The sequence below is a fragment of the Sphingomonas sp. CFBP 13714 genome, from assembly GCF_014842205.1.
In the GTDB taxonomy this organism is placed as follows: Bacteria; Pseudomonadota; Alphaproteobacteria; order Sphingomonadales; family Sphingomonadaceae; genus Sphingomonas; species Sphingomonas aerolata.
The window spans coordinates 185,781-203,920 of record NZ_JACYVG010000006.1 but is presented as its reverse complement, the minus strand read 5'-3'; the positions used below and the strand labels follow the sequence as shown (position 1 = coordinate 203,920).

Annotated in this window: 15 protein-coding genes; 12 read left to right on the top strand and 3 right to left on the bottom strand. The window is 70.3% G+C overall.

Annotation, left to right across the window (positions count from 1 at the left end; genetic code table 11):
* The first annotated feature begins 27 nt into the window (after positions 1 to 27).
* Positions 28 to 750, top strand: a complete 723-nt coding sequence (cobI, locus tag IFT54_RS15035) for a precorrin-2 C(20)-methyltransferase (protein ID WP_037532889.1) — start codon at positions 28 to 30, stop codon at positions 748 to 750.
* Positions 747 to 1,511, top strand: coding sequence for a precorrin-3B C(17)-methyltransferase (gene cobJ / locus IFT54_RS15030; protein WP_192071227.1), 765 nt, complete (start codon positions 747 to 749; stop codon positions 1,509 to 1,511). Before cobI ends, cobJ begins: the two co-directional genes overlap by 4 nt.
* On the opposite strand, the gene IFT54_RS20555 is transcribed toward cobJ, so the two are convergent.
* Complete coding sequence (locus IFT54_RS20555; protein ID WP_192071297.1) at positions 1,487 to 2,236, bottom strand: cobalt-precorrin-6A reductase; 750 nt, start codon at positions 2,234 to 2,236, stop codon at positions 1,487 to 1,489. The genes cobJ and IFT54_RS20555 overlap by 25 nt on opposite strands.
* On the opposite strand from IFT54_RS20555, the gene cbiE reads away from it, so the two are divergent.
* The 6 genes from cbiE to cobF are packed head-to-tail and all read left to right on the top strand — an operon-like array spanning position 2,235 to position 7,386.
* A complete protein-coding gene (gene cbiE / locus IFT54_RS20550) occupies positions 2,235 to 3,431 on the top strand; it encodes a precorrin-6y C5,15-methyltransferase (decarboxylating) subunit CbiE (protein WP_192071226.1) in 1,197 nt (398 codons plus the stop codon). The genes IFT54_RS20555 and cbiE overlap by 2 nt on opposite strands.
* Positions 3,428 to 3,793: a cobalamin biosynthesis protein gene (locus IFT54_RS15015; RefSeq protein WP_166746706.1), complete on the top strand. Its 366-nt coding sequence runs from the start codon at positions 3,428 to 3,430 to the stop codon at positions 3,791 to 3,793. The genes cbiE and IFT54_RS15015 overlap by 4 nt, the downstream gene beginning before the upstream one ends.
* Positions 3,790 to 4,575, top strand: a complete 786-nt coding sequence (gene cobM / locus IFT54_RS15010) for a precorrin-4 C(11)-methyltransferase (protein ID WP_192071225.1) — start codon at positions 3,790 to 3,792, stop codon at positions 4,573 to 4,575. The genes IFT54_RS15015 and cobM overlap by 4 nt, the downstream gene beginning before the upstream one ends.
* Positions 4,572 to 5,906: a cobyrinate a,c-diamide synthase gene (locus IFT54_RS15005; RefSeq protein WP_192071224.1), complete on the top strand. Its 1,335-nt coding sequence runs from the start codon at positions 4,572 to 4,574 to the stop codon at positions 5,904 to 5,906. Before cobM ends, IFT54_RS15005 begins: the two co-directional genes overlap by 4 nt.
* A complete protein-coding gene (gene cobA, locus IFT54_RS15000; RefSeq protein WP_107045390.1) occupies positions 5,903 to 6,622 on the top strand; it encodes a uroporphyrinogen-III C-methyltransferase in 720 nt (239 codons plus the stop codon). Before IFT54_RS15005 ends, cobA begins: the two co-directional genes overlap by 4 nt.
* Positions 6,619 to 7,386 carry a precorrin-6A synthase (deacetylating) gene (gene cobF, locus IFT54_RS14995; protein WP_192071223.1) on the top strand — a complete coding sequence of 256 codons (768 nt, stop codon included), beginning with the start codon at positions 6,619 to 6,621 and terminating at the stop codon, positions 7,384 to 7,386. Before cobA ends, cobF begins: the two co-directional genes overlap by 4 nt.
* Before the next feature lie 3 nt (positions 7,387 to 7,389).
* Here cobF and IFT54_RS14990 read toward each other — a convergent pair whose 3' ends face one another.
* Positions 7,390 to 10,548, bottom strand: coding sequence for a helicase-related protein (locus IFT54_RS14990; protein ID WP_192071222.1), 3,159 nt, complete (start codon positions 10,546 to 10,548; stop codon positions 7,390 to 7,392).
* 91 nt (positions 10,549 to 10,639) lie between these two features.
* Positions 10,640 to 11,392 carry a Crp/Fnr family transcriptional regulator gene (locus IFT54_RS14985; protein WP_192071221.1) on the bottom strand — a complete coding sequence of 251 codons (753 nt, stop codon included), beginning with the start codon at positions 11,390 to 11,392 and terminating at the stop codon, positions 10,640 to 10,642.
* Positions 11,393 to 11,506: 114 nt separating this feature from the next.
* On the opposite strand from IFT54_RS14985, the gene IFT54_RS14980 reads away from it, so the two are divergent.
* From IFT54_RS14980 to IFT54_RS14965, 4 genes are all read left to right on the top strand, one after another.
* Complete coding sequence (locus IFT54_RS14980) at positions 11,507 to 12,628, top strand: alpha/beta hydrolase (RefSeq protein WP_197984696.1); 1,122 nt, start codon at positions 11,507 to 11,509, stop codon at positions 12,626 to 12,628.
* A 134-nt stretch (positions 12,629 to 12,762) separates the two neighbouring features.
* A complete protein-coding gene (locus IFT54_RS14975; protein WP_192071220.1) occupies positions 12,763 to 14,796 on the top strand; it encodes an alpha/beta fold hydrolase in 2,034 nt (677 codons plus the stop codon).
* A gap of 299 nt (positions 14,797 to 15,095) precedes the next feature.
* A complete protein-coding gene (locus tag IFT54_RS14970; protein WP_342354841.1) occupies positions 15,096 to 16,973 on the top strand; it encodes an HAD family hydrolase in 1,878 nt (625 codons plus the stop codon).
* The gene (locus IFT54_RS14965; protein ID WP_192071218.1) at positions 16,970 to 18,082 is read left to right on the top strand and encodes a glycosyltransferase; all 1,113 of its coding nucleotides are present in this window, start codon (positions 16,970 to 16,972) and stop codon (positions 18,080 to 18,082) included. The genes IFT54_RS14970 and IFT54_RS14965 overlap by 4 nt, the downstream gene beginning before the upstream one ends.
* The last annotated feature ends 58 nt before the right edge of the window (positions 18,083 to 18,140 follow it).

The window sequence follows — 18,140 nt, the reverse complement described above, 5'->3', positions numbered from 1 at the left end:
TTGGTGCCGCCGCCGGGGCAGGCGGTGGTGACGGGCACGATCCACGGCGTCGGATTGGGGCCGGGCGCGTGCGACCTGATGAGCGTGCGCGCTGATCGGCTGGTGCGCGGCGCGCGGCACGTTGCCTATTTCCGCAAGGCGGGGCGGCCGGGGCAGGCGCGGCGGATCGTCGAGGGGATGTTGCGCGACGACGTGATCGAATATCCGATGGAATATCCCGTCACCACCGAGATCGCATTGTCCGATCCGCGTTACAACGACCGGCTGTCGGGCTTTTACGCGGGGTGCATCGATCACCTCGCGGCGCTGGCGCTGGGCGGCGAGGACGTGGTGGTGCTGTGCGAGGGTGACCCGTTCTTCTACGGATCGTTCATGCATCTCTATACGCGGTTGCAGGGAGTCGCGCCGGTCGCGGTCGTCCCCGGCATTACCGGCATGTCGGGCGCCTGGACCGCGAGCGGCGCGCCGATCACCTGGGGCGACGACGTACTGACGGTGGTGATGGGGACGCTGCCCGAGGCAGATCTGGTGCGGCGCATCCGCGATACCGATGCGCTGGTGGTGATGAAGATCGGCCGTCACCTCGCCAAGCTGCGCCGCGCGGTCGCCGCGGCGGGGCGCGAGGAGGCGGCGTGGCTGGTCGAATATGCGGCGATGGCCGAGCAGCGCGTCACGCGGCTGTGCGAGGCGGATGCGGTCACGCCCTATTTCGCGATCCTGCTGATCCATGGGCAGGGGCGGCGGCCATGACCCCGGGTGCAGGAACCGGCTGGCTGGCGATTGCGGGGCTGGGGCCGGGGGATGCCGCGCTGGTGACCCCCGAGGTCAGCGCGGCGCTGGCCGAGGCGACCGACGTGATCGGCTATATCCCCTATGTCGCAAGGGTTCCGGCACGCGACGGACTGACGCTGCATGCGAGCGACAACCGGGTCGAGATCGACCGCGCGCGCCATGCGCTCGAACTGGCCGCAATGGGCGCGCGCGTCGTGGTCGTGTCGTCGGGGGATCCCGGCGTGTTCGCGATGGCGGCGGCGGTGTTCGAGGCGCTCGAGGCGGGGCCGGCGGCGTGGGGCGGGATCGACATCCGCGTACTGCCGGGGATCACCGCGATGCTGGCGGCGAGCGCGCGGGCGGGGGCTCCGCTGGGGCATGATTTTTGCGCGATCAACCTGTCGGACAATCTGAAACCCCAGGCAGTGATCGAGCGCCGCGTGCGGCTGGCGGCGGAGGCCGATTTTGCGATCGCCTTCTATAATCCGCGGTCGAAGGCGCGACCCGACGGGCTGGTCCGCGCGTTCGAGATCCTTTGCACGACGTGCGGTGACGATCGCCCTGTGCTGTTCGCGCGGGCGGTGTCGACCCCGGAGGAATCGTTGTCGATCGTACCGCTCACCAAGGCTCGGGCGGAGATGGCGGACATGCGGACGATGGTGATCGTCGGTTCGAGCCTGACGCGGATCATCGCGCGGGCGCAGGGGCCGATCCTCTATACGCCGCGGTCGGCGCCATGATCGAGCCAGTCGAGCACCGCGTCGACCGAATCGACCGCGTGTCGCGCAGGCAGCGGCGGGCGGTCGATCATGATCACCTGCAGGCCGAGCGTGCGCGCGGCGACGAGCTTGGCCGCCGCGCCGCTGCCGCCCGCGTTTTTGCAGACGACCATGTCGGTCGCGTGGTCGCGCATCAATCGGGTGTCGCCGGCGGCGTCGAACGGGCCGCGGTCTACGACCAGGCGGTGGCGGGGCAGCGGCGGCGGATCGTCGGGCGTATCGACGAAACGCAGCAGATAGTCGTGTTGCGGCTGCTGCGCGAAGGCATCGACATGCATCCGGCCCAGCGCGAGCATCACACGCCGCGGCGGGCCGGCGAGCGCCGCGACGGCGGCCGAGATATCGCCGACGCGGTACCAGCGATCGCCCACGACCGGGGTCCAGGCGGGGCGGGTGAGCGCGACATGCGCGACGCCCGCCTGTGCCGCGGCGTCGATCGCGTGACGGCGCATCTGCGCGGCGAAGGGATGCGTCGCGTCGATCAGGTGCGTAACACGGTGCTCTTTGAGATAGGTGACGAGGCCTCCGACGCCGCCAAAGCCGCCGATGCGGACGGGGACCGGCTGCGCGCGCGGGCTGGCGACGCGGCCGGCATAGCTCAGCACGGTCGGATCACCGCGCGCCGCGAGCCGTGCGGCGAGCGCGCTGGCTTCGGTGGTGCCGCCGAGAAGCAGGATGGTCGGGATGACTGAGGCTCCGTGGCTGACGATTCTCGGGATTGGCGAGGACGGGGTGGCCGGGCTGTCCGCCGCGGCGCGCACTGCGCTGGCCGATGCCGAGATCGTGACGGGCGCGACCCGGCATCTGGCGCTTGCCGGCGAGCTTAGGGGGGCGGTCGAGGCTTGGCCAGTGCCGTTCGAGGATGGGATCGCGCGGCTGATCGCACATCGCGGCCGGCGGGTGGTGATGCTGGCATCGGGGGATCCGTTCTGGTTCGGCGCGGGCACGTCGGTGACGCGGCACCTCGGCTCGGGCGAGTGGATCGCGCATCCCGCACCGTCGAGCTTCGCGCTGGCGGCGGCGCGGCTCGGCTGGGGACTCGAGGACTGCACATGCCTGGGGCTGCACGCCGCGCCGTTCGGCCGGCTGCGGCCGCATATCGCGCGGGGGCGGCGCGCGATCGTCCTTGTCCGCGACGGGGCGGCGGTCGGCGCGCTGGCAGCGTATCTGGACGCGGCGGGGTTCGGTGCGTCGGCGCTGCACGTGCTCGAGGCGCTGGGCGGGCCGCGCGAGCGGATCCGCCACACGACCGCCGCGACGATGGCGTTCGACGACATCGCGCATCCGGTCGCGGTCGGGATCGTCTTCGACGGGGCGGGCGCGGTCATGCCGCAGGCGGGGCTGTCCGACGACTGGTTCGCGCATGACGGGCAGATCACCAAGTCGCCGATCCGCGCGGTGACGCTGGCAGCACTCGCGCCGAAGCCGGGCGAGAGCCTGTGGGATATCGGCGCGGGATCGGGATCGATCGGGATTTCCTGGCTGCTGGCACATCCGTCGACCTGCGCGACCGCGTTCGAGGCGGATCCGGTGCGGGTGGGGCGAATCGCCGCCAATGCCGCGACGCTGGGCGTCGACCGGCTGGTGGTGGTCGAGGGGCGGGCGCCCGAGTGTCTTGGCGAGCGGGCGTGTCCCGATGCGGTGTTCGTCGGCGGGGGGCTGTCCGAGGCGCTGTTGCGCGCGCTGTGGCCGCGGGTCGAGCAGGGCGCGCGGATCGTAGCGAATGCGGTGACGCTCGAATCGGAGGCGCTGCTGACGCAGTGGCAGGCAGCGCACGGGGGGAGCCTGATGCGGATCGAGGTGGCGCAGGCGGTGCCGATCGGGACGCGACGTGGGTGGCGCGCGCAGTTCCCGGTGGTGCAATGGGCGTATCCGGCATGATCGTCGCGGGTTTTGGCTTCAACACGGCCGCGGATGCCGCCGCGTTGCGGGCCGCGCTGGCCGCCGCGCAGCAGGGGCTGCCGCCGGTCGAGGCGCTGGCGGCGCCCGATGACAAGCAGGGGCTGCCCGGCGAGATCGCGGCGCTGCTGGGTCTGCCGCTGATCACGGTCGATCCCGCCGCGCTGACTGCGGCCAGTCCCGCCACCCGGTCGCCGGTAAGCCTTGCCGTGCGGGGGACCGGCAGCGTCGCGGAGGCCGCTGCACTCGCCGCCGCGGGGCAAGGCGCGCGGCTGCTGACCCTTCGCCATATTTCGCCGTGCCGACGCGCGACCTGCGCCATTGCCCAAGGATTTCGACCATGACCGTGCATTTCATCGGTGCGGGGCCGGGTGCGCCCGACCTGCTGACATTGCGGGGGCGCGACCGGATCGCGATGTCGCCGGTGTGCCTTTATGCCGGGTCGCTGATCCCGGAGGCGCTGCTCGAGTATTGTCCGCCGGGTGCGCGGATCGTCAACACCGCGCCGATGGACCTCGACCAGATCATGGCCGAGATCGTCGCCGCGCACGCAGGGGGGCAGGACGTCGCGCGGCTGCATTCGGGGGATCTGTCGATCTGGTCGGCGATGGGCGAGCAGCTGCGGCGGCTGCGCGCGCTGGACATTCCGGTGACGATCACCCCCGGCGTCCCCGCCTTTGCCGCTGCCGCCGCCGCGCTCGAGGTCGAACTGACCTTGCCCGAACTGGCGCAGTCGGTGGTGCTGACGCGGACGCCGGGACGGGCAAGCTCGATGCCGCCGGCCGAGACACTTGCCGCGTTCGCCGCGACGCAGGCGACGCTGGCGATCCACCTGTCGGTGCACAATCTGGCGCAGGTCGTCGCGGACCTGCTGCCCGCTTATGGCGGCGACTGCCCGGTCGCAGTGGTGTGGCGCGCGAGCTGGCCCGACGAGCAGATCGCCCGCGCGACGCTGTCGACGATCGAGGCGGCGATGACGGGGCGACCCGAGCGGACCGCGCTGATCCTGGTCGGGCGCGTGCTGGCGCCGGGTGATTTCGCGACGAGCAGCCTGTACGCGCAAGGATATGACCGGCGGTTCCGGCCGCAATCGGCGGAGTCCCGGTTCGCAGGAGACAAGCCATGACGCGCGGCGCCACGCCGGGCCTGCTCGTCGCAGCGCCCGCGTCGGGGACGGGGAAGACGACGGTGATGCTCGGGCTGTTGCGCGCGCTGCGCGATGACGGGATCGCGGTGCAGCCGTTCAAATGCGGGCCCGACTATATCGACCCAGCGTTTCACCGCGCGGCGAGCGGGCGCGCGTCGTTCAACCTCGACAGCTGGGCCATGACGGGGCGGCGGCTCGACGGGATCGCGGCGCGCGGCGACGATGCGGACATGACGCTGGCCGAAGGGTCGATGGGGCTGTTCGACGGGGTGGCGCACGCGGGCGCGACGGGCAATGGCGCCAGCGCGGACGTCGCGCGGCGGATGGGCTGGCCGGTCGTGCTGGTGATCGACGTGTCGGGCCAGGCGCAGTCCGCGGCGGCGACCGCCCTGGGGTTCGCGCGCTATGATCCAGGCGTGCGGGTCGCAGGCGTGATCCTCAACCGCGTGGCGAGCGAGCGGCACGAGCGGCTGGCGCGCAGCGGGATGGAGGCGGTCGGGATCCGCGTGTTTGGCGCGCTGCCGCGGCGCGGCGACCTGACGCTGCCCGAGCGGCATCTGGGGCTGGTGCAGGCGATCGAGCATCCTGCGCTCGACGCGCAGATCGCGGCCTATGCGACGTTCCTGCGCGCGCATGTCGATATCGCCGCACTGCGCGAGGCGGCCGCCGCCACGCCGCGGCCGGTCGCGCAGGGGACGGTCGTGCCGACCCCGCCGGCACAGCGAATCGCGCTGGCGCAGGATGCCGCCTTTTCGTTCACCTATGCGCATGTGCTCGACGGGTGGCGCAGCGCGGGGGTGGAGATCCTGCCCTTTTCGCCGCTGGTGGACGAGGCGCCGGCGAAGGATGCCGATCTGGTCTGGCTGCCGGGGGGCTATCCCGAGCTTCATGCCGGGGCGCTGGCAGCGGCGGACCGGTTCCGTGCGGCGCTGGCGCTGCATGCCGAGACGCGGCCGGTGCACGGCGAGTGCGGCGGGTACATGGCGCTGGGCGAGGGGCTGATCGATGCGGACGGCACGCGGCATCGGATGGCCGGGCTGCTCGGGCTGGTGACGAGTTATGAGAAGCGGCGAATGCATCTGGGCTATCGGCGGGCGACGCTGCACGCGCCGATCGGCGGAATCGCGGCGGGGGCGATGCTGGCGGGGCATGAATTCCATTATTCGACGATCCTCGACCAGCCCGACGCGCCGCTGGCGCAGGTGGTCGACGCGAATGGGCAAGGAGTGCCCGAAACCGGCTCGCATCGTGGCGGCGTGACGGGTAGTTTCTTTCACATGATCGCCCCCCTTGGCCAACCGGCTGCATGACTGGTTTCGTTTCGTTCGTCGGTTCCGGCCCCGGCGACCCCGAATTGCTGACGCTGAAGGCGGTGACGCGGTTGCAGCGCGCCGACGTCGTGCTGTTCGACGACCTGTCGTCGGGCGCGGTGCTGGGCCATGCGCGCGTCGGCGCCGAGCTGGTCGCGGTCGGCAAGCGCGCGGGGCGGCCGTCACCGCGCCAGTCGCATGTCTCGCAGCTGCTGGTCGACCACGCGCTGACCGGCGCGCGCGTCGTCCGGCTGAAGTCGGGGGACGCGGGAATGTTCGGACGGCTCGAGGAGGAGATCGTCGCGCTGCGCGAGGCAGGCGTGACGTTCGAGATCGTCCCCGGGATCAGCGCGGCGAGCGCCGCCGCCGCCGCCGCGGCGATACCGCTGACGCGCCGGCTGTCGGCACGCCGGGTGCAATATGTCACCGGCCATGACGTGACCGGGAAACTGCCGCAGCAGCGCAACATGGCCGCGCTCGCCGATCCGGAGGCGACGACGGTCGTGTTCATGCCGCAGCGGACGTTCCCGGCTCTGGTTGAGTCGCTCGTCGCACACGGTCTGTCGGGCGACACGACCGCGCTGCTCGCGGAAAATGTCGGGCATCCCGACCAGAGCCTGACCTGGTCGACGATCGCGGGGCTCGCGGCGCGGCTGGCGGGGGGCGTGTCCGACAAGCCCGCGCTGATCCTCTACGGCTCGCTGATGGCACCATGAGCGGGGCCGACATCGCGATATCGCTGATCGGGATCGGCACGGGCAATCCCGATCATGTGACGCGCGCCGCAGTCACGGCGATCAACGCCGCCGACCTGATCCTGTTGCCGCGGAAAGGCGCGGGAAAGTCCGACCTGGTCGATCTGCGCCGGGCCATCTGCGCCGCGTTGTTGACCGGGCCGGCCAGAGTGGTGGAGTTCGATCTGCCCGAACGCGACGCGGACGCGCCGTACCGTGCGGCGGTCGACGCGTGGCATGACGAGATCGCGGCGGTCTGGGCGGCGCAGATCGCCGAGCATCTGCCGGACGGGGGGCGGGTCGCGTTCCTCGTCTGGGGGGACCCGTCGCTTTATGACAGCAGCCTGCGGATCGCCGAGCGGCTACGCGCGGGGGGGCGGTCGATCGGGGTCAGCGTGGTGCCGGGGATTACCAGCCTGCAGGCGCTGACCGCGGCGCATGCGATCCCGCTCAACACGCTCGCCGCGCCGGTGACGATCACGACCGGGCGCAGGCTGCGCGCGGAAGGGTGGCCAGCGGGGGTCGAAACGCTGGCGGTGATGCTCGACGGGGCGTGCGCGTTCGAGACGCTCGCACCCGAGGGAATCATGATTTGGTGGGGGGCGTATCTGGGGATGGCGCAGGAGGCGCTGGTCGCCGGGCCGCTCGCCACAGTCGGGGCGGAGATCATCACGTGCCGTGCCGGACTGCGCGCCCGGCACGGCTGGATCATGGACGTGTATCTCCTGCGCCGCACGGGCGGCTGAGCGTCACTCCGACAGGTCGCTCAGCAGCTCGCGGACGCGATCAAGGCGGGCGAGGGGATCCTCGATCCGTTCGCGGACCAGCCAGCGGCGCTTCGCCGCTTCGAACGGCGCCGGAAGGGCGGCGGTCGGATTCCCCGGCGTGAAGGCGATGGCGCCCGGGCCGACATCGATCTGGCGAATGTCGGCGGCGGCGGCGAGCGCTCTGATCCGCGCGCATTCGAGCAGGCGGACGGCATTGTCCGGCAGCGCGCCGAACCGGTCCTCGAGCTCCGCCTGGAACGCGTCGAGCGCGGCGATGTCGGTCAGATGCGCGAGCTGGCCGTAGAGCGTCAGCCGCACGTCAGTTTCGGGGATCCACGCCTCGGGAAGCATGCCGCCGACGCCGAGATTGAGCACCGGCTGACACTGATCGACCGGTTCGCCGCGCGCGGCTTTCAGCGCGCGACCCAGCAGGTGCTGGTAGAGGTCGATACCGATCAGCTTCATGTGGCCGGCCTGATCCTCGCCGACCAGATCGCCCGCGCCGCGCATGTCGAGATCACGCGCGCTGATCGCGAAGCCCGCGCCGAGCTGGTCAAACGCCTGGAGCGTGCGGAGACGCTTCATCGTCGCGTCGGCGATCGTGGCCTCGCCGTCGGTCGACAGCAGGATCTGACCGCGCCGGCCGCCGCGCCCGACCCGGCCGCGCAGCTGGTGAAGCTGCGACAGGCCGAACCGGTCGGCGTGGTGGACGATCATCGTGTTGGCGCGCGGCACGTCGAGCCCCGCCTCGATGATGTTGGTCGCGAGCAGCACGTCGCCGTCGCCCGCGGCAAAGCCCGCCATCGCATCGTCGAGCTCGGCCGCCTCCATCTTGCCGTGCGCGATGACGAGGCCGAGTTCGGGGACGAGCCGCGCGAGCGTTTTCGCGAGCGGGGCGATGTCCTCGATCCGCGGCACGACGACGAAGCTCTGGCCGCCGCGCGCGCGTTCGCGGCGGAGCGCCTTGCGGACCGCGGCGTCGTCGAACGGCGCGACGATGGTGCGGATCGGCTGGCGGCGCGCGGGTGGCGTCGCGATGACCGAGATCGCCTGGATGCCGACCATCGCCGACTGGAGCGTGCGCGGGATCGGCGTGGCGCTGAGCGTGAGGACATGGCCCGCGCCCATGTCGCGCAGCGACGCCTTGGCCTTCGCGCCGAACCGCTGTTCCTCGTCGATTACGACCAGCGCGAGATCGGCAAAGGCGACGCCCTTGCCACCGACCGCGCTGGTGCCGACCACGACCGCGATCGACCCGTCGGCGAGCCCGGCGCATACGCGCTTGCGCTCGGCAGGCGTCGACAGCCGAGACAGCGCGGCGACCTCCAGCCCGGTGCCGACAAAGCGCGTGCGGAACGTTTCGAGATGCTGGCGGATCAGCACCGTGGTGGGCGCGACGATCGCGACCTGGCGGCCGGCCAGCGCGACGAGCGCGGCGGCGCGAAGTGCGACCTCGGTCTTGCCATAGCCGACATCGCCGACGATCAGCCGGTCCATGGGCTTGCCGCTGGCGAGGTCGCTGCGGACTGCGGCGATCGCGCGGGCCTGGTCGGGCGTCTCGGCGAAGGGGAAGCCCGCAGCGAACCGTTCGTAGAGCGCTACATCGGGGACGATCGGCGGCGTCGTCCGCGCGTCGCGTTCGGCGGCAACCGCCTGAAGCGCACGTGCGCTTTCCGCGATCGCGGTGTCGATCGCGGCGCGACGCTTGGTCCAGCTGCCGCCATCGAGCGTGTCGAGCGTCACCGCATCCGCGTCCGCGCCATACCGCCAGATGCGATCGGCCTCATGCACGGGGACGAGCCGGCGGGCGCCCTTGGCATAGTCGAGCACGATCGCGTCGGCCGCGACGCCATCGAGGTCGGGCAGCGCCTCGACCCCAAGAACGCGACCGATGCCGTGATCCTCATGCACGACGATGTCGCCGGTCTGCAGCGTCGCGCCTTCGGCGAACGCCGCAACGCCGGCACCGGGACCGTCGTCCAGTCGTGCGCGGCTGCCGAGCAGATCGGCGGCAGCGACGATGGTGAGATCGGCATGGACAAAGCCCTGGTCGAGCGCAGCGCAGAGCAGTGACACGGAACCGACGGGTGCGGCCGCCGCCTCGGCAAGGCTGCCGACGTGTTCGGCGTCGACGCCGAGCCGCGATGCGAGGAAACGAAGGTCACGCGCGGACCCGGCGATCGCGAGCCGGCCGTCGGCGATCACCGAACGCGCGAATCGACGGAACGCGCGGACCGGATCGCGCCGCTCGATGAAGCGCGGGGTGCGTTCGACCGGGGTGTCGGTGGCGAGGATCTGGCGGCCGGCGGTCGCCTTGTTCCAGGCGCGGGTGTCGACCAGCGCGGCCTTGACCTGACGCGCCGCGGTGCCGTCGGCGGCAAGCGCGAGGAACCGGGTGCGGCGGTCGTCGACCAGAGAGTCGAAATGGAGCGCGGCGTCGGGCAGATGCTCGGTGATCGCGACGCCGTCACCCAGATCGGGTTCGCAGGCGCGACCGACAATCACCGCGTCGAGCGTTTCGAGGCTGCGCTGCGACACCGGGTCATAGCTGCGAATTTCGGTGATGACCGAATTGTCGTCGAATTCGATCCGGGCGGGGTTCGCGCGGTCGGCTGGAAACAGGTCGACGACGCTGCCGCGGATCGCGATCTCGCCGGGTTCGTCGACGCGGTCGTCGATCGTGTAGCCGATCGTTTCGGCGAGTGCGGGCAGCGCGGCGATGTCGATCGTATCGCCGACGCGGAACACCGGAGGCGCCTCGTCGAATGCGGCAGGGGCTGGATAGCGGACCGCGCTCGCCTCGGCGGAGAGGACGAGGAGGATCGGGTCAGTCGAGGCTGTAGCGGTTGCGGCGCGCAGACGGCGCAGCGCCTCGACCCGGCGGCCGACATTGGCGGCGCTGGGCGGCGCGGAGTCGCCGGGCAGCGCATCGCTCGCAACGAGATGGACGACGGTCATCGCAGGGGCGAACCCCTCCGCGAGACAGGCGATCGCCTCGGCGCGCGCCTCGTCCTCGACCACCAGAATGGCACGGTCGATCCCGGCGGTCAGCAACTCGGCAACGACGATCGCCGCGGGCAGGGTTGCCGGTGCGGCGCGCGTGTCGCCCGGCAGGTCGATATGGTCGGTACGCTTCAGCATGGCCCCTCCGGTCGGGCCATTGGCGCCCATTGAATGAACGGTATGCGGACCGGCTCGTTCCGTGATCCGTGCACGAAATGTTCCGACCGGCTCAACCGAGCAGGCGTCGATACTCGGATTCGGCATGGCCATAGGTGTCGCCCGCCATCCGCATCAGAATGTCGCGGTCGCGGACCAGCACGCGGCCTCGAACTGAGCGAATCGCATGCTCCTCCTCGAGCCGGTGGAGCGCTTCGGTCACGCTGCTACGCCGGACGCCGAGCATCAGGCGGAACTCCTCATGCGTCATGCAGATAGCGTCGTCGCGGATGCGGTCGTGATAGAGCAGGATCCAGCGCGCCATGCGTCGCTCGATCGAATGCGCGAGCGACGATACGATCGTGCGGCCCATCTGGGTCATGAACACCTGGACGAAACGCAACAGCGCGAGCTGCAGCGTGTCGCTCTGCGCGGCGGCGGCGTGGAAGCGGTCGAGCGGGAGCTGCAGTGCGACGCCCTGTTCGGCGCGCATCACGACGTCATAGGGCGAGCGGTCATCGCCGAGCAGCGCGGACCAGCCGACAAAGCCCTCCGCGCCGATCAGCCCGACCGCAAAGCGATGATCGCCCTCGAGCGCGTCGAGCACGCCGGCGATCCCCTCTTCGGGAAAGCAGAGCATCTCGATCCGGTCGCCGGCACGCGTCAGCGACTCGCCGACCGCAAAGGGGACGCGGTCGAGATGCGGCGCGATCAATGCGAAGTCGTCGGGGCTCAGACGCTGAAGCAGCCGATTTCCTGTGCCTCGCGCCGACGCGTCGCCAGCCCCATCCCGGTCGATGGTTTCCAGTCGATAGTCGCCCACCATCACGCCCCCTGAAACACTTCACGAATTCAATACGATCCGGTCTTCGTCCGGTTTCGTACAGCAACTCCCACGCCGCCGGCGGGGTTGCGCCTTTCAATATTACAGGAGGCAATTTTGACACATTCCATTCGACGGACGCTGCTCGCCGGCGTGTTTGCATCGACGCTCGTATTCATCCCGGGCGCCGCGTTCGCCCAGTCGGCACGCAGCGACACCGCGCCGCCGCCGCCCCCGCCGCCCGCCACGAAGATGGCGCCGGCCAAGGCTGCGCCCGACATGCAGGCCGTGCTCGACGCGCTGGCCGGTCTCGGCGGCAAGCCGATCGAGACGCTGACGCCCGCCGAAGCACGCCAGCAGCCCTCGGCTGCGGATGGCGCCAAGGCAGTGATGGCACAGAAGGGGATGTCGACGACGCCCGACGCATCGGTGACGACGCAGGACATGCCCTATGGCAGCGACGCCAAGCAGTTCGCCCGCGTGTACAAGCCGGCAAGCGCGGCCAATGCCAAGGGCCTGCCGGTGGTGGTCTATTATCACGGCGGCGGCTGGGTGATCGCGGATGTCGCGACCTATGACGCGGCACCGCGCGTGATGGCGAAGGCGCTGAACGCGATCGTCGTGTCGGTCGAATATCGTCATGCCCCCGAGTTCAAGTTCCCCGCACAGCATGACGACGCAGCGGCGGCCTATCGCTGGACGCTGGCCAATGCCGCGGCATGGGGTGGCAACCCGGCAAAGATCGCGGTTGCGGGCGAGAGCGCCGGCGGCAATCTGGCGGTCGCGACGGCAATCTATGCCCGCGACAATCGCCTGACCGCGCCGCTGCACATCGTCTCGGTCTATCCGATCGCCAACAGCAGCAAGACGCTGCCGTCGCGCAGGGATTCGGCGAACGCCAAGCCGCTCAACGGCGCGATGCTCCCCTGGTTCGGCTATTACTACCAGGCCAGCAAAGCGGATGCGCAGGATCCGCGGCTGAACCTGGTCGGGGCGAACCTGCGCGGGCTGCCGCCGACGACGATCATCAATGCGCAGATCGATCCGCTGCGGTCGGACGGCGAGACGCTGGCTGCGGCGATGCGTGCGGCGGGCGACACGGTCGAACAGCGTACCTTCCCGGGCGTGACGCATGAGTTCTTCGGTATGGGCGCGATCGTGCGCGGCGCCAAGGATGCGAACGATCTCGCGGTCGCACGGCTGAAGGCGGCGTTCGCCATGGCTCCTGCGAAGCGCTGATGCGTTGGGAGGGGGATAGTTTCCCCCTCCCGATCCTGCAGCGAGTATCGCCATGACGTCGACGACCCACGCCTCTTCGCCCCGCTATCGCGCCCGCGCGCGGGTCGCGGCCCTGCCGATGGCGGAGCGCTGAGATGCCCGTGATGACCACGCCGACGCTGGCAATCGCCTATACCGATACGGGCCCGCGCGAGGGCGATGCGGTGTTGTTGCTGCACGGCTGGCCGGATGATTCCTCGACCTGGGACGACGTCCTGCCCGCGCTTAATGCCGCGGGGCTGCGGACGATCGTGCCGAGCCTGCGCGGGTTCGGCGAAACGCGGTTCCTCGAAGGCGATACGCCGCGCACCGGCAACAGCGCGGTCCTGGCGATGGACGCGATTGCGCTGATGGACGGGCTGGGGATCGCGCGGTTCATGGTCGCGGGGCATGACTGGGGCTCGAACATCGCCGAGGCGCTGGCGGTGGGATGGCCCGAGCGGGTGCAGCGGATCGCGATGCTCGCGACGCCGCCGCGACTGGGCGGCATGCCGACGCCGCCGTTCGAACAGACGCAGCGGCAATGGTATCACTGGTTCATGGCCACCGCGCGCGGCGCGCAGGCGGTGCGCGATGACCCCAGGGGGTTCGCGCATGTCCACTGGACCAACTGGTCGCCGGCGGGCTGGTTCGACGAGGCAACCTTTGTGCGAGTGGCGCGCGCGTTCGGGAATCCGGACTGGGTCGACGTCACGCTGCACAGCTATCGCGCGCGCTGGGACGAAGCGGCGCCCGATCCCGCGAGCGTCTGGCTTGAGGAAGCGGTAAAGGCGAGCGAGACGCTGTCGCTGCCCGCGCTGTACATTCAGGGTGCGGAGGACGGGGTAAACCCGCCGAGCGCGACCACCGCGGTACCGGAGAAATTCTCGGGCCCCTTTGCCTTCGTCACCTTGCCGGGCGTCGGCCATTTTCCACAGCGTGAGCGGCCCGAGGCGGTCGCCGACCTGCTCGTCACGCTGTTCACCGGCGATCCCGCCACATTGTCCGACACGATTTACCGGAGCCAAGACATGTCCAAGTTCAAACCCCTTCTCGCAGGCGCCGCGCTGTTCGCACTCGCCGCCGCCGCAACCGCGGCCGGCGTCGCACAGGCCAAGACTGCGGCGAGCCCGCTGACTCAGGTGGCGACGTTCGACCACCAAGTGACCGGCGTCGCGGTGACCGCAGACGGACGACGGTTCGTCAACTTCCCGCGCTGGACCGACGATGCGCCGATCTCGGTCGCCGAGGTGCTGCCGGACGGAAAGCTCAAGGCCTATCCCGACGATACGTGGAACAGCTGGCGCAACGCGCGCGCGAACGAATTGCCGGTCGGCGACTATTTCGTCTGCGTCCAGTCGATCGTGCCCGACGGGCACGGCAATCTGTGGGTGCTCGATCCCGGCGCACCGGGTAACGAAAAGCCGCTCGAGGGCGCGCCGAAGCTGGTCAGGATTGACCTGGCGACGAACCGCGTGACCAAGGTTATCAAGGTCGCGCCCGATGTCGCGCTGCAGGGTACGTACCTCAACGACATCCGCTTCTCGCCCGACGGCAAGACCGGCTACATCACCGATTCGGGCACGCGCGGCGCGATCATCGTGATCGATCTGGAGAGCGGCAAGGGGATGCGCGCACTCGACGGGCATGGCTCAACGCAGATCGACAAGAGCGTGACGGTCATGACCGACGGCAAGCCGCTGGTCCGCCCCGATGGCCGCCAGCCGGCCTTCTCCGCGGACGGGATCGCGATCTCAAACGATGGCAAAACGCTGTATTACCAGGCACTCACCGGCAAGACGCTGTACGCGATCGATACCGGGCTGCTCCGCGAGGGCGTGAGCGCAGCGCAGCAGGCGGCGGGGGTGAAGACCATCGCCGAGACGCATGTCGCGGACGGGCTGTGGATGAGCAAGGCGGGGGTGCTGTACATCACGTCGCCGACCAACGACAGCATCACGCGGCTGGTCGGCGATCGTGTCGAGCCGGTGCTGACCGACAAGCGGCTGCGCTGGCCCGATACGTTTTCGGAAGGGCCCGATGGCCTGATCTATGTGACAGCGAGCCATATCCAGGACACCAGCTGGTTCAAGCCGGGTGCGCCGGCATCGCTGCCGACCGCTTTGTTCGCATTCGACCCCGCGCGGTGACATGAACGGGCGCCCCGGGCATGCAGACATGCCGGGGCGGCTCTACCCGGCAGCGGCAGAAAACGTCAGATTGCAACAGGGTTAACATAGCGCAACGCGATAACCGCGCACCCCGGGATCGAATGTCGTGGCGTGTCGTTTCGCCATACTAACGATACGGGGTCGCCTTGTTCATTCTGCATTTGGCCCTCGGGGGCTGCCTGAAAGCGCCGCCCATCGACTTCGGCATTACGGCCGACTCCGGGGGGCATCTCGCGTATGTGGTCGACGCAGCGCTGGTTCAGGCAGAGCTTCCCGGCGTGGACCGGGTCTCGATCGTTACCCGGTTGTTCCGGTCTGCGGATCTGCCATCCGTGCATGGCCAGCGATCGGAGCGCGTCACCGACAGGTTGACGATCGATCGGGTCGATAGTGGCGACGACCGCTATCTCGAGAAGGAGGCGCTCGCCGCCGACCTGCCCGCATTCACCGAGGCGTTTTGCCGTCACATTGCCGGACTGGCCGTCATGCCCAACGTCATCCATGCGCATTTCGCCGATGCCGCAGCCGTCGCGATCGAGGCACGCCGCCGGTTCGGCATTCCGTTCGTGTACACGCCGCATGCGCTGGCGATCGACAAGCGCCGTCAGGGCCTTGGCGGAGCCGAACTCGACACGCGGATTGCGGTGGAAACCACCGCGATCGCTGCGGCCGATGCGCTGATCGTATCGACGCGGGACGAGGCCGAACGGCAGGTCCCGGCCTATGGCGTCGGGGTCGCGGGCCGGATCCACTGCGTCCCGCCAGGCATACCCCGCCGTCCCGATACAGGAGGCACGGTGACGCTGGTCGACCGTCTGGGAGACTGGCTCGATCGGCCGGATCTTCCAATCCTGCTGGCGATCGCGCGACCGGTGGCGAAGAAGAACCTCGCGGCCCTCGTCCGCGCGTTTGCGGCGGATCCGGTTCTGCACGAACGTGCGAATCTGGTGATCCTCGCTGGGCAACATGGGGGCCAGTCGTCGAACGAGGAACGGGCGGTCCTGGGCGAACTGCAGGCGCTCGCCGCTAGTCCTGCGCTGCGCGGGCGGTTCGCCTTGCCCGCGCGGCACGACGCGGCGGATGTCACTGCACTGTACCGGCGAGCGGCGGCAGGCGGCGTGTTCGTCAACCCGGCGCTGCACGAGCCGTTCGGGCTGACCCTGATCGAAGCGGCAGCGGCCGGCGTTCCGGTCGTCGCGACCCGCAACGGAGGGCCGGCGGAGATCGTCGCGCAGATCGGTCACGGGCTGCTGGTCGATCCGCGCGACGAGCGCGGGATCACCGCAGCGTGTCGTGCGGTGATCGAGGACGCGGGCCTTCACGCACGGTTGAGTCGGGCGGCACGTGTCGGAAGCGCGGCATATGACTGGCGACGTTATGCCGGGGCGGCTGTCGGGATCTATGCGGCATTACGGCGCCAACCCGCTCTGCTGGCATGCGACATCGACAATACGCTGACCGGGTCGGTCGACGGCGCAGCGGCGTTCGCACGCTGGCGGCATGGCAGCAGCCTGCCGTTCGTGGTGGCGACCGGGCGCAGCTTTGCCGAGGCACGCGCGGTGCTGGCGCAGTGGCATCTGCCCGAGCCGGACGCGTTCATCGTTGATGTCGGGACGCGGATCCTCCGTCCGGCGGCGCAAGGCGGGTGGCAGTCCTGCGCAGCGTTTACTGCCGCGCTCGATAAGGACTGGGACCGGGCGGCGGTACGCGCAGCGATTGCCCCGCTCGGCATCCGCGCGCAGCCGGCCGCTACCGAGGGCGCGCACAAGCTCAGCTTCTTTGGCGACGCCGCCGACGCCGCAGCGATCCGCGCGGCTCTGACGCAGGCGGGGCTTGCAGCGCGGGTCGTGTTCTCGCACGGCCGGCTGATCGACGTGCTGTCGCCCGGCGGCGGCAAGGCGGCAGCGATCGCGGCCTATGCGGCCGGGTTGGGGCTGACGCTCGACGACTGCATTGCAGCGGGCGACAGTGGCAATGACCTCGACATGCTCGACGCGTGCGGGTTCGCGATTGTCGTCGCCAATGCGAGTGATGAACTGGCGACACTTGCCGCGCGTCCCGGGCTGCATCGCGCCACGCGCAACCATGCCGCCGGGGTGGTCGAGGGGCTGGCACGGCTCGGATTGACCACGCCGGCCGTGCAAGTCGCGGCATGACGCGTCCGTTCGGCTATTTCGTCCACCATCAGGGTCGCGGGCATGCGGAACGCTGTGCCGCGATCCTGCAGGCGCTGCCGCCGTCGCGTCCCGTGACGATCTTCTGCGCGCGCGACGACATCTTCCCCGCGCTGCCAGCGCAGGCGCGGATCGTGACGATCCCGTCGCTGTTCGAGCCGACCGGGGCGGAGGTGGCGATGGACTGGGTCGCAACGCCCGCGACGCTGCATTGCGCGCCGCTCGGCTGGCCGGGGATCCGAAGCGCGATGGCGACGATCGCCGACTGGTTCGCGCAAGGAGACCCGGCGCTGATGATCTGCGACGTGTCGGCGGAGATCGCGCAGCTGGCGCGGATCTGCAGCGTACCGCACGTCAAGGTGCTGCAGCATGGCGACCGCGGCGATGCCGGGCACCGCGCGGCCTATGACGGCGCCGCCGGGCTGCTCGCCGCGTTCCACGTCGATCTCGCCCAGCCCGACTGGGACGCGGCGATGGTCGAAAAGACGTGTTTCGCGGGCGGGCTGGGGGTCGATACGCGGGGCCCCGACCGGAGCGCGGCGCGGGAGCGGCTGGTGATTGGCGAGCGCGAGGAGATGATCCTCGTCATGGCCGGCGGCGGCGGCAGCGGGTTCGGCCAGGCGCCACTGGGCGTCGGCGCGCGCAGCCGGCCTGCCGCGCGCTGGATCACGATCGGGCCGGTCGTGCGCGACTGGCATGCGACCGAGCCTGCCAATATCGACCATCGCGGCTGGGTGGAGAATGCGGCGGACTATGTCGCGGCGGCGGATCTGGTGATCGCGTCGACGGGCAACACCACCTGCCAGCAAATCCTGGCGGCGGCGCGGCCGTGGATCGCCGTGCCCGAGTGGCGCTACTTCGACGAGCAGCACCGCAAGGCGGACGCGCTGGGCGCGGCGGGTGTGGCGTGCATCCGGCCGCATCTGCCGTCGTCGGCGGACGCGTGGACGCAGGCGATCGACGCCGCCTATGCGCAGCACCGCCCCGAGCGGCAGCGCGCGATGATCGCCGATGCCCCCGCCGACGATGCCGCGCGCTGGCTCGAGGCGCTGGCGGCAAGGCTCTGGGGCACGGCACCGCACCCGGCCTGATCCGTTCTGCCCCCGTCGTTACCCTGTTCCGTCCTGTTCCCAGATCCCATTGGAGCCC

Bases quoted from the DNA above. Each gene is read 5' to 3' on its own strand.
- cobJ (WP_192071227.1), top strand. From the start codon at position 747: ATGACCCCGGGTGCAGGAACCGGCTGGCTGGCGATTGCGGGGCTGGGG.
- cbiE (WP_192071226.1), top strand. From the start codon at position 2,235: ATGACTGAGGCTCCGTGGCTGACGATTCTCGGGATTGGCGAGGACGGG.
- IFT54_RS15015 (WP_166746706.1), top strand. From the start codon at position 3,428: ATGATCGTCGCGGGTTTTGGCTTCAACACGGCCGCGGATGCCGCCGCG.
- cobM (WP_192071225.1), top strand. From the start codon at position 3,790: ATGACCGTGCATTTCATCGGTGCGGGGCCGGGTGCGCCCGACCTGCTG.
- IFT54_RS15005 (WP_192071224.1), top strand. From the start codon at position 4,572: ATGACGCGCGGCGCCACGCCGGGCCTGCTCGTCGCAGCGCCCGCGTCG.
- cobA (WP_107045390.1), top strand. From the start codon at position 5,903: ATGACTGGTTTCGTTTCGTTCGTCGGTTCCGGCCCCGGCGACCCCGAA.
- cobF (WP_192071223.1), top strand. From the start codon at position 6,619: ATGAGCGGGGCCGACATCGCGATATCGCTGATCGGGATCGGCACGGGC.
- IFT54_RS14990 (WP_192071222.1), bottom strand. From the start codon at position 10,548: ATGCTGAAGCGTACCGACCATATCGACCTGCCGGGCGACACGCGCGCC.
- IFT54_RS14985 (WP_192071221.1), bottom strand. From the start codon at position 11,392: ATGGTGGGCGACTATCGACTGGAAACCATCGACCGGGATGGGGCTGGC.
- IFT54_RS14975 (WP_192071220.1), top strand. From the start codon at position 12,763: ATGCCCGTGATGACCACGCCGACGCTGGCAATCGCCTATACCGATACG.
- IFT54_RS14965 (WP_192071218.1), top strand. From the start codon at position 16,970: ATGACGCGTCCGTTCGGCTATTTCGTCCACCATCAGGGTCGCGGGCAT.